Below are 12,622 nucleotides of genomic sequence, written 5' to 3'. Positions count from 1 at the left end.
AAATATCTATTTAGGTTGTAAAAGTTCCAAGGCAACACAAAATTTTCCATCGATTTTTTTGATAAGAACATCCTTGTCAAATAGTAGTTTATATCTGCTTTTAATATTTTCTAAACCTAATTTTGTTGTCGGGATTATGTGGTCAATAGGTTGTAAAGTATTTTCAACAATCAAATAACTTTGATCATCATAAATTTTAATTTGCAGTGGGTTTTCGCCTGTTGCAATATTATGTTTAATAGCGTTTTCTATTAAAAGTTGGATTGTAATTGGAGGGATGACTTTTAATTTTGTCTCATTCGAGACCTGAACATCTACATTAACATTTTCTCCATATCTGATTTTTATAAGATAATTATATGAATCAATAAATTTAAGTTCTTCTTCAATTGCTATTACATTATTATCAAGATTATTGATCATATACCGATAGACTTTTGATAAATTTTCAAGGAAAGAACTGGCCGTTTCTGGCTCTTCATCTATTAAAGCCGACAAAATACTAAAGTTATTAAATAGAAAATGAGGGTCTAATTGAAGCTTAAGTGACTGAAGCTGAGCCTGCATTGCTATTTCTTTAAATTTCGCAGCTTTTAATTGTAGTTCTGTAGCTTCTAGCATAGAAGACTTCCAGCTTTTAAAAAAAAAGTTTCCGGTATGGAAAGCACTGATGAGAATTGACATTAATAAACCGGTAAAGGCACATTGCCAATTTCCCAATTCGTCTGAAAAGCCTTTGGGTCTTTGACATAATATCAGTGCCAGATAGTCAAATATTTTTAATAGAAAATATGTACCTATCAGTAAGAATATAGTTTGAAGTACTGCTCTGATAATGGGTTTTGTCTCCCAATCCAACCAACCATCCATCCATTTTGCCATCGCAATACTTAATTCTGTTATTGCCCAACAGGTAAGTAGAGTTAAAAGCTCCTCCATTAAAAAAAGTGAGAGAGGTAAGTTTATTAGATATTTCCAATATGAATTGAAAGGATTCATAAAAAAAGAGATAATTAAGTATATCAGAAATACTAATGGTATAATAATTATCCTGTAATATTTATAAAACAGTTTATCTTTCACTTATTTTACTTTTTAATTTATAAAAATAATTAATTATTTCCACCCTCCGCCTAATGATCTGTATAACTCAATGTTCGCCTGAGATATGGTACTTTTAATCGCGACTATTGAAAGCTCGGATTCAAGCATTTTGCTTTGTGCTGATATTACCTCTAAATAGCTTGCTTGCCCATTTTGATAGAGTAGTTCTGCTCGCAAAATTGCATTATTTAAGTTTTTGAGTTTTGCCTCTTCTATAACTAATGATTCTCTATTTTTTTTTATTTTATTTAAAGCATCGCTTACTTCTTTAACTGCTAATACAATTACTCTGTCAAATTCTATCTTGGCTTTAGTCAATTCTATTTTTGAGATATTGTATTGGGTTTTTAACTTTCTATTTTGAAGAATTGGTTGGGTTATTCCTCCTCCAATAGTTTCAAATAAGCTATTAGGAACATTCAGCCAGTTAAAATTTTGAAATGAATTAAGTCCGATTCCTGCTGTTAATTTTATGGATGGATACATCAATCTTTTTGATACTCCCATTTTAGCTAAAGATGAATTAACATTACTTTCAGCTTCTCTTATATCTGGTCTGAATTTCAACAGTTGTGCTGGAATGCCTACCAAGAAAGTGTCGTCCATATCGCTATTTTCCAATATATTGCTTCTGATAACACCTTTAGGAAATTCTCCAGATATAGATCTGATAATATTTTCTTGTGTGATAATATTTTCTTCAATTTCTGGAATAATCCTTTTTGCTTCATCAAGTTGCACCTGCATTTGATCAACAGCCAAATTAGTGACCAACCCTGAATTGAATTGTAGTTTAGTTAGTTTTAAAGAATGCTCCATTAAAATAATGTTTTTTAAAACTATTTTATGTTGCGCATCCAGCATAATTAACTTGTAATAAGCTTGACTGATATCGGTTACAAGTCTTGTTTTTATAACTCTTGTTGCTTCGATGGACTTAATATAATCTGCTAACGAAGCTTCTTTCATTTTTTTTATTCTGCCCCAGGTTAATATTTCCCAGTTAAAGTAAAGTCCCAAATTGTAATCGTCTAAATAGCTGCTTGTAATAAGTTGATCGGAGAGAGTTCCATTTAAGCTATTGGAAGATTGCCATGTTCTTTTAGCAGCTATATCAAAGTTAACATTAGGATGATTTGCTGCTTTTGTAAGTCTTAGTTTTTCCTCATTAATCAAAATATTTTGTAATGCAATTTTATAGTCAAAATTCTTATCAATTGCATTATTAAGAATTTTTTGTAATGTGCTATCCTTTATAAATTGATCAATTGGAAGTGCTGCTATACTAACACTGTCATCTTTAGAGAATCCTTCAAAATTAGTAGGTATATTATGACTCGTTTTTTGTGTGCTTTTATTTGATATACACGACTGCAGTAGAATTAATACTGTTGCTAATGTCAATATTTTTGTAATCATTTAATCATCTATTTTTTTTGTTTTCTTTGATATTAGTTCGTGCACTTTCTGAAATATAATGTACAATACGGGGATTAGCAAGGTTCCCAGGACGACCCCTGTTAACATTCCACCAGCTGTACCTATACTAATTGAGTGATTTCCCTGTGCTGATGACCCTTTAACAAACATTAGAGGTAAAAGACCGGCAATAAAAGCTATGAAGTCATTACTATAGGACGAAGTCGTAATTTGGATGCTTGCAATGCAGATGTAATTATATCTTGACCAGTTTTTCTCATCTGTGAAGCATATTCTACGATTAGTATTGCATTTTTTGCCAATAATCCCACCAACATAATTAATCCAATTTGGACATATATATTGTTGTCTATACCAGCAATTTTTATTGCAGAAAAAACTCCAATTAATCCAGTAGGTATTGTAAGAAGCACAGCTAACGGTAATATATAACTCTCATATTGTGCTGAGAGAAGAAAATAAACAAATAATATTACCATTGCGAAAATTATCAAAGTTTGATTTCCTGATTCTTTTTGTTCTCTGCTGAGTCCTGTCCACTCGTAACTGTAATTTTTGTTCAACTTTTGGTTTGCAAGTTTTTCAATGGCAGACATTGCATCGCCCGTGCTATAACCAGTTTTAGGAATCGCATTTAATGATATTGCATTATATAAATTATATCTATTCATAGATTCCGGACCATACATTTTTTCAAGCGTAACAATACTTGAAGCTGGAACCATATCTCCCCGGTTATTTTTGACGTAGATTGATTGCAGGCTAGTCTCAGTAGCTCTGCTATTAGGTTGGGCTTGGACTATAACTCTATAATATTTTCCATATAGATTAAAGTCTGAAGCCTGATTACTCCCAAAATAAGTCTGTATATTTTTCATTAAACTTGAAACCGATACACCTAATTGTTTTGCTTTTATATGGTTAATTTTTAAATTAAATTGAGGGAAATCTGCTCTAAAAAGAGTAAAGGCAGTCTCAATTTCAGGTAACTTATTGACTTCCGAAATAAAATTATTCACGTCATCACTGAATTTTACAACTGATTTTCCTGAACGGTCTTGTAGCATAAGCTCTAAACCACTGAAGCTTCCAAAACCTTGTACTGTAGGAAAAGTAAAAACATTAAATGTTCCTTCTTTTATTTTACTTAGCTTAAAATTAACCTCTGCAATAATTTCATTAATATCTTTTGTTTCGCCCCTTTTATCCATTGGTAAAAGTTTCGCATATGCTACAGCGTAAGATGGACTGGCACTGTTTGTAAGCAAATTAAAACCTGAAATTGTTGCAAACGATTCCACATAAGGTAGTTTCCCAATGATTGAATCAGCTTCTTTAAGTACTTTTCCTGTTCTTTCTAGGTTTGCTCCTGCAGGGAGAGATACTGATATTGCAATAAAACCATCATCTTCATTTGGAATAAATCCTGTAGAGGTGTTTACTATTAGCCAACCAGAAATTGCAGTAATAACAATCAGCGCCCCAACGCTAATCCATTTAAATTTTATTAGAGTTTTAACGGTAGAAATGTATTTTGATGTTATTGCATTAAAACCGGTATTGAATGATTTTTTGAAGTGAGATGTAAAGTTTTGTTTCTCTTCGTTTTTATCTTCTTTCCGTAATAATAAGGCACAAAGTACTGGACTTAAGGTTAATGCATTCAAGGCGGAAATAATAATCGCTACTGCCAATGTAAATGCAAATTGTCTATAAAAGACTCCCACAGGTCCTTCCAAAAATCCAATTGGCACAAAGACAGCAGTCATTACTAGCGTAATTGATATAATTGCAGATGATATTTCATTAACCGTCTTTACAGTTGCTTGAGATGCAGAAAGTTTTGTTTTGTCCATTTTTTCATGAACTGCTTCCACTACAACTATTGCATCGTCTACTACGATACCGATCGCTAAAACCAATGCGAAGAGAGTTAAAATATTAATTGTAAAACCAAGTAATTGTAAGAAGAAGAATGTTCCAATTAATGCAACCGGAACAGCAATTGCAGGAATTAATGTTGAACGCCAATCTTGTAGAAAAAGGTAAACGATAATAAAAACAAGTATAAAAGCTTCAATTAAGGTACTTTTTACTTGGTTTATTGAGGCGTCAAGTGTTTCTTTTGTGCTATAAACCACTTCATATTTAATCCCTTTTGGAAAGTTTTCACTTGCTCTCTTCATAGCTTTGATGGCCTCTATTTGTATCTCATTAGCATTGGAGCCATTAGTTTGATATATTCCAAATACGACAGCATCTTTTCCATCTAATTTATTGTCAGTATTATAGTTTGCAGAACCAAGCTCAATTTGTGCAACATCTTTTAAATACAATACAGAACCATCATCATTTGCATTTATTACAATGTTTTCATATTGTTCGGGCTGGTTGAACTTTCCTGAATAATTAATAACGTAAGACAAATCTTGCGAAGTCCCTTCTCCAAATTTCCCTGGGGCTATCTCGAGACTTTGGTCTTGAATTGAAGTAATCACATCTGACGCAGTCAGGTTGTGAGATGCCAATTTATTTGGATCAAGCCATATTCGCATTGAGTAGTCTTTCAAACCAAAAAGTTGTACTTGTCCAACTCCTGGGATTCTTTTTATTTCTGGAATAATATTAATCTTTGCATAGTTTTGTATGAATGCTTCATCGTAGAGATTTTTGTCATCGCTGTAAACACTATATTCCATGATCATACTGTTTTGTTGCTTAACAGTGGTGACGCCGCTTTGAATAACTTCTGGTGGAAGTTGACTTGTTATTTGTGATACTCTATTCTGAACATTCACAGCGGCCTGATCTGGATCGGTACTAAGTTTAAAAAATACCGTAATGTTCGCTGTCCCATCATTGCTGGCTGTTGATTGAATATAAGTCATGTTTTCAACACCATTAACAGCTTCTTCAATTGGTGCAACAACTGACCTCAAGACCGTTGACGCATTTCCTCCAGGAAAAGTAGTTGTGATTTGTACACTTGGAGGTGCGATATCCGGAAAACGAGTGAGCGGCAATTTAAAAACACTAAAGATCCCTAATATTAGTAAAATGACAGAGATTACTGTTGCCAGAACTGGTCTTTTTAATATTTTCTGTAACATAGTAATCTATTTAAATATCGGTTTTATTATAGTATTGTCAGCTAAACTTTCAACACCACCAATTACTATCTTGTCGCCAATTTTAAGACCGGACGAAACTATATAATTGTTTTCTGCCTTTCCAAATAGAGAAATTTGTTTTTTCGTTACTTTATTGTGACTATCTAAGGTAAATACAAAGACTTTATTTTGTATATCCGTTGTTGCAATTTGCGGTACCAGTAATACGTTATGATACTTTTCAGAAAGTCTTATAGTGGCAGTTACTCCGGTTCTTAGAAGTGATGAACTATTGGGAAAGTTTGCTCTGATCGTAATTGCCCCTGTTGTTTTATTGAATTGTCCATCGATCATTTCAATTTGTCCAGGTGACTTATAAAGTTCTCCATTAGGTAAAATGAGATCGACCTTTTTCTTTAAAAGGTCTTTTTCATTAGACACCAGGTTAAAATAATCTGTCTCGCTCAGGGAAAAATACACATAAACTTTGCTTACATCTGAAAGTGTTGTGAGTGGAGTTACATCTGACACAGACACTAAATTTCCTATTCTTTTAGGAATTCTTCCAATATATCCGGATACTGGAGCTTTAACATACGTGAAATTTAAATTTATTTTACTTTCATTTAGTTTAGCTTTTGCCTGTTGAAAGTTTGCCTTTGCAATATTTAAGTTATTTATGGCATTTTTAAGCTGGACTTGTGAGAAAACCTTATTTTCAGTCAAAGGTTTAGTTTTTTCTACTTCCAGTTTAGCATTTTCTAAAGTTGATACAGAAGAAAGCAAATTAGCTTTGTCTTTTTCTACTTGTGCAAGATAAATTGCATCATTAATTTTAAATAATAATTGTCCTTTTTTTACATAACTACCTTCTTCTACGTAGACTTTATCGAGGTAGCCATTTGCTTGAACTCTAATTTCAATATTTTCTTTACCTTCGATTACTGCTGGATAATCTTTGAATGATTGTGCATCACCTAGATTAATAATTTTAACAGGAAGCTCAGGAATAGGTTGCCTATTGCTGTTATCGGCCTGATCTTTTGGTGTACAAGCAACTAATGCTGTCAGAAGCATGGTAATCATACCAACCTTATTATACATCTTTAAAACTTTATGATTAATTAGTTGCAAAGATTATCCATTGATGTATTTTAGAAAAGTAAGAAGCTTTGAACCGGAAAAAATGATAAGTGAACTGGAAATTTTTGTGTAAATGCATAAATGTAAAAAACCCAACTATAAACGGTGATGGTTTTAATTGGGTTTTACATTTTTGAACAATTAATAATTATTGACAGCTTCCGTCCGAATCGCAACTAGCACCATATTGTATTTTTAGATTTGGATCCTGTTCTGATTTCCATTCTTGGTATGCTTTGGAAATTGTTTTCAGTATTTCTTCAGGCTGCTGTGCACCAACTATAACATGTTTACCGTTTATAACTAAAAGAGGTACTCCGGTCATACCATATGCTAATGCTTCCTGTCTGTCTTTTTTAACTTTCAGTACAAAATCGTCATTATTAAAAGCCTTTTCAATCTCGTCTTTTTTAATGCCTATTTCTTCTCCAATCACTGTTAATTGATTAATATCATTAAGGTTTTTTCCAAGTGTAAAATAAGAATAGAAAAGCTTTTCTTCAGCTTCTGAAGCAAGACCTTTAGTTTTAGCCAGTTGAATTAAAATATGACTTTTTAAAGAGTTTGTAACTAAAATTTTATCAAAATGGTATTCTAGACCACTTTGCTCTGCCATTTTTACTACATGTTCATGCATCGATTTTGACTGTTCATATGATATTCCTTTGGTTTGAGCTACAAATCTGTAAATATCATCTTGATATTTGGGAATCTCCGGAATCGAAGGGTCAAGTTGAAAACTTTTCCACTCTATCTCAATATTTTGCTTTTCTGGAAAGTTAGATAATGCCTGTTCAATGTTTCTCTTTCCAATGTAACAAAATGGACACATGATATCACTCCAAATTTTAATTTTCATTTTTTCTTTATTTTCCATTTTTGTAAATGTTTTTGTTTTTAGTACACTTTTTCCTTTTATAGCTGTTGCAAACAGTATAGTGACAATAAATAAAAGTACGGTGATACTTGACCAGACAAATTTAGTCTGCATAATTAAGTTTACGGAAATAATAATACGAAACACTTAAAATTGCAAAGGGTACTAAGGGAGAAATGCCTGCTGCAAATCCGTCTATAAGACCATGAGCTATACTTCCGGAGATAAGAACTATTCCAAATGCCACATAGGCCCATTCTTTGAACATTTTAGGAATTGCGGGAACAAGTAGGGCAATTGCACCTAAGTATTTTCCAATGGCAAGTTCAACTCTGAAGTAATCTGGAAAACCTAATCTATTTCGCATTGTTTCGATCAAGTAATCGTTTGTAAAATAGAGTAGTGCCGGCCCCACTGTCATAATCATTGCGATTATTGTTGTTATCCAATATATTCTTTTTTCTTTCTTGAGTGTTGGGGATGTTAAATTATTCATTTTTCTTTTTTTTATTTAATTGCTAAATTTTCTAAAAACTCTTTAATTGATACCGGTTTTCTTCCCAGCAAATTTTTAAGGTCATCGCTCGTGACATCAAATTCTCCATTTGATTTTGCATTTGAAAAGTCCATAAGAGATTCTGCTACATATTCAGGAAGACCAATCTTAATGTAATGTTCCTTTAGTTCTTGTGGATTGAGCTGAATAAGCTGTATGTTTTTTCCTGTTGATTGATTTAAAATGTCTTTAACCTGATTGTAATTAAATGCATCAGTATTTGACAAGTGATAAATTTTATTGATGCTGTCGTCTGAAATAATCACATTTGCAGAGGCCTCAGCTAAATCAGATCTTAAAACAGCACCGATTTTACCTTCCCCAGTAGTGGTATAAATTTTTTCAGTTTCTAAAACATTTTCGCCTAAAAACATGGGTAACATTTCAAGATAAAAATTGTTTTTTAAAATAGTGTAATTGATTTTACTATTCTTAATCCATTCCTCTGTTTTTAAAACTGGGATTGATATTTTAGCCAATGGTGAATCAATACCTCCAGATGTACTTTCAACACTTGTGTATACAATGTGCTTAATGCCAGCTTCTATCGCTGCATTAACAACGTTTTGATGTTGAATATCTCTGTTATTGACATCACCACTAGAAATAAAATATAGTTTATCCACACCCTTGAATGCACTGACCAAACTTGAGTAGTTGAAGTAATCTCCAACTTTAACCTCTACACCTTTTTCATTTAAAAAGGATGCTTTTTTTTCATCTCTAGCTAAACCTGAGATGTTTTCCGGACCAATACCTTTTTCCAATAGAAAGTTAATAGTCTGCTGCCCTAAAGCGCCTGTTGCACCTGTTACTAGTATCATATCTTGTAAAATTTATAGTACAAAATTACATCAAATTGGTTACCGAAAGTAAGCAGATACTTCAAGGTAAGCAGTAACGTTCAGGTAATTAAAGAAAGTGATTTAATATTGTCAACAAGATTCATTATTGGCATATGGAAATTACTTTCAATTTTTGATGGTATTATTTTTATTTTTCAGGACGGTACAAGATGGAATATTTCTATTGACTTTTTAGATTTATAATACCTAATACCACTCTCATGAGTTGCTTAAAAAAAAATACTTTTTTAATTTTTTTATTGTCCATTTTTAGTTTGTATAAAGGCCAACTACCTCATAGCCTTGAAACTGCAAAAATTGGTTTTCTAAAACCTCAAGATACTACAAGAACCAAAGTATGGTGGTTTCATGGTGAAACTGAAACCACAAAGGAAGGTATAACTGCTGATTTAGCTGCTTTTAAGAAAGCGGGTATTGGTGGAGTTGTCTACTATGATCAGAGCCATGGTAAGGCTGAAAAGGCATTGGATGGCTTTTCTGTAGATTGGTGGAAAATGTTAAAGTTTGCTGCAGTAGAGGCAAAACGAATTGGATTATCATTTGAACTTCATATATCAAACGGTTACGTTGCTGGTGGTCCGTGGATTACTAATGAAAGTGGAATGAAAAGACTTACAGCAACTGAAAAAGTTATTAAAGGAGGTTCAAATTTTCAAGGTAAATTACCAGAACCAAAAAATAAATTTGATTATTTTAAAGATGTTGCTGTTATAGCGTTTCCTGCTCCTGATGGTGCTGGAAAAACATCTTTTTCTGAAGAGGTTGTTATCAGTTCAGATATTAAGTCAGAAAATGTTTTAAAACTATTTGAGCGAGATGCAAATACTGTTTTAAAAATTCCAAGAACCGATAAAGGGCACTATATTAATCTGTACTTCCCAAATGGTTTTGAAGCTAGAAGTATTTCTTATAAAATGCAACCGAGAGGAAAGGCTACGTCCAGTGCTACAAATGTTCCTGCTCCTCCTTCGGCTACATTTACTGGAACAGGATACAGGGTGTTACCAGATTTCGGACAGTTGGAAGTATCTTATGATGGGGTTAATTATCATAAAATTTGCGATCTGAAACCCATTTATAAAGCGCATGAAAGTTGGAGACAAAAGACTTTATCATTTAAAACTGTTAAAGCGAAATATTACCGATTAAATCTAAATCATTGGTGGGAAGATTCTGAAAGTAATCAAGAACTACAGTTAAATTCAATAGTCCTACATTCTATGGCAATGATTGATCAATATGAGGAAAAAGCTGGGCTGTTTTCCGAATATATTGAACCGGATAAAACTCCAAAATTCGGAAAAAATGAAGTGATTCAATCTAATCAAGTCATTAATGTTACTGATAAAGTTGATGCTGATGGAATTTTGAATTGGAATGTTCCCGAAGGTGAATGGGTTGTGATGAGATTTGCATATGAACCAACCGGAGCTAATACCAAGCACGGACGTAAAAACCTTCTTGGTAGAGAATGTGACAAGCTCTCTGTTGAAGCCGCAAATTTACAATGGGATAAATATGTAGGAGTCATTGTAGACTCCCTTAAGATATCAGGAATAGATAACCTTTTAGGAATTGCAATGGATAGTCATGAAGCGGGAGCTCAGAATTGGACGGAAAGTTTCCCTAATGAATTCAAAGTTAGGCAGGGCTACGATATGAAAGGGTTTTTGCCGGCGATGATGGGATACATTGTTGACAGTCCGAAAACTTCTGATGGATTTCTCTTTGATGTTAGGAGAAATATTGCTGATATGATTGCCGATAACTACTACGGCACTTTTAATAAATTGGCTAAATCAAATGGACTTCATTTCACAGCTCAAGCGATTGGAAATGCTCTTTGTATAGTAGGCGATCCAATTATGGCGAAAGGTAAAGTAGATAAACCTCAAGGTGAGTTTTGGGTCATTCATCCAGATGGTAATTATGATATTAAGGAAAGTTCTTCTGCTGCTCACATTTATGGAAAACCTATTGCCTCCGCAGAGGCTTTTACTGATGCGAAGTACTCTACAACTCTTCATGAATTAAAATCTCTTGCGAATTATGCTTATGCCTTCGGAATTAATGAGTTTGTAATTTGTGCATCTGCTTACCAGCCGTGGCTGGATAAAATACCTGGAAGTACAGGAGGTGGACGTCAATATGCTATAAATAGGAATAATACTTGGTGGGATTTTAGTGCTCCATTTTGGGATTTTCAGGCAAGAAGCACATACTTGATGCGGATGGGAAAGTCCGTAGCTGATATTTGTATTTATTTAGGCGATAATGCTCCGGTTAAAATACTTACCAATCGTTTACCAGATATCCCTGGAGGTTTTGATTTCGATGCATTTTCAACAGATGCTTTGATCAATAGGTTGTCTGGTGCTAAGGGTAAAATTATGCTTCCAGATGGTAATTCTTATAAAATAATGGTTCTTCCCAAAAGCCAATCCCTAACTTATTCTGCTCTAAAAAAAATTGCACAAATAGTGGAAAAAGGTGGAAGAATTTATGGAGCTAAACCAGAGTTTTCAGGATCAACCGCAGATATAGTATTGGATAAAGAGTATAGAAAGCTTGCCGACAGACTTTGGGGGAAGAATCCTCCATCAAAGGGAACTAGGAAATATGGGTTAGGAACTGTTTACTGGGGTGGAACATTACAGTCAGTTTTAGAATTGGCTCAAGTATTTCCAGATTTGGAGTTGGAGAAATCTGATTGTAAAACATCTAAAATTTACTTTAATCATAGGTCACTTAAGGATGCTGATATGTATTTCATTGATAATCATAAGGAAATTGAAGAAGACAATGTTTTTAGATTTTCCGCAAAAGGTAAATATGTTCAAGTTTGGGATCCCTCTACAGGAATGCGTTACAACGCTAAGTCAAAAATAGGTGAGAATGGAAATATATCAGTTCCGTTAACAATATCAGCTAAAGAATCATTGTTTGTAATGATATCTAATAATTTTGAAGAATTACCAATTTATAATGAAGAATTTATTGCTCCAAGACAAATTTTAAAGCTCAACAATTCTTGGGATGTCTATTTTGATAAAGGGAAGGGCGGTATAGGAAATATAAATTTTAAAGAACTTAAAGATTGGACTAACTTTAACGATCCTCAAATAAAATACTATTCTGGAACAGCTATTTATAAGAACTCATTTCATATTAATTCGTTATTTAGAAAGGCTTACATCAGGTTAGGAATTCCGGGATCTGTAGCGCAAGTGCTTATTAATGGGCAGGACGCAGGTACAGTCTGGTGTTCTCCTTGGAAATTAGATATTTCAAAATTTTTGAATATTGGTCAAAATAGTATTGAGATAAAAGTTGCAAATTCATTAATTAATCGGATGATTTATGATTCTACACTTCCTCACGCTGATAGAGTTACATTTTCTTATCCTGAAATTTCCGTCTCTAACGGAGACCTACAACAATCGGGATTAACAGAGGTACAAATAATCTCATACGAGCTTTGATTAAATCTCTGATTATTTATTATTAATATAAAATTAGCATTTTT

The 12,622-nt window shown here is 33.2% G+C and carries 7 protein-coding genes and 1 pseudogene; 1 reads left to right on the top strand and 7 read right to left on the bottom strand.

Annotation, left to right across the window (positions count from 1 at the left end):
• Positions 1-6: 6 nt before the first annotated feature.
• The 7 genes and pseudogenes from BBI01_RS18855 to BBI01_RS18825 all read right to left on the bottom strand — a co-directional run bounded on the left by BBI01_RS18855 (position 7) and on the right by BBI01_RS18825 (position 9,054).
• Entirely contained in the window at positions 7-939 is a 933-nt protein-coding gene (locus BBI01_RS18855; RefSeq protein WP_165602274.1) for a sensor histidine kinase, read from the bottom strand.
• 177 nt (positions 940-1,116) lie between these two features.
• Positions 1,117-2,523 (bottom strand): TolC family protein, encoded by a 1,407-nt coding sequence (locus BBI01_RS18850; protein ID WP_065396190.1) that lies wholly within the window; start codon positions 2,521-2,523, stop codon positions 1,117-1,119.
• Positions 2,524-5,654, bottom strand: a pseudogene (locus BBI01_RS18845) (efflux RND transporter permease subunit).
• Positions 5,655-5,660: 6 nt separating this feature from the next.
• Complete coding sequence (locus BBI01_RS18840) at positions 5,661-6,758, bottom strand: efflux RND transporter periplasmic adaptor subunit (RefSeq protein WP_065396189.1); 1,098 nt, start codon at positions 6,756-6,758, stop codon at positions 5,661-5,663.
• 187 nt (positions 6,759-6,945) lie between these two features.
• A complete protein-coding gene (locus tag BBI01_RS18835; RefSeq protein WP_083190154.1) occupies positions 6,946-7,788 on the bottom strand; it encodes a DsbA family oxidoreductase in 843 nt (280 codons plus the stop codon).
• Positions 7,778-8,170, bottom strand: coding sequence for a DoxX family protein (locus BBI01_RS18830; RefSeq protein WP_065396188.1), 393 nt, complete (start codon positions 8,168-8,170; stop codon positions 7,778-7,780). The genes BBI01_RS18835 and BBI01_RS18830 overlap by 11 nt, the downstream gene beginning before the upstream one ends.
• An 11-nt stretch (positions 8,171-8,181) precedes the next feature.
• Positions 8,182-9,054 carry an SDR family oxidoreductase gene (locus tag BBI01_RS18825; protein WP_065396187.1) on the bottom strand — a complete coding sequence of 291 codons (873 nt, stop codon included), beginning with the start codon at positions 9,052-9,054 and terminating at the stop codon, positions 8,182-8,184.
• 242 nt (positions 9,055-9,296) lie between these two features.
• On the opposite strand from BBI01_RS18825, the gene BBI01_RS18820 reads away from it, so the two are divergent.
• A complete protein-coding gene (locus tag BBI01_RS18820) occupies positions 9,297-12,578 on the top strand; it encodes a glycosyl hydrolase (RefSeq protein ID WP_065396186.1) in 3,282 nt (1,093 codons plus the stop codon).
• Positions 12,579-12,622 lie beyond the last annotated feature (44 nt).

Source organism: Chryseobacterium artocarpi, assembly GCF_001684975.1.
In the GTDB taxonomy this organism is placed as follows: domain Bacteria; phylum Bacteroidota; class Bacteroidia; order Flavobacteriales; family Weeksellaceae; genus Chryseobacterium; species Chryseobacterium artocarpi.
Note: the sequence above shows the minus strand (reverse complement) of the source record. Positions and strands in the feature narration are given on the sequence as shown.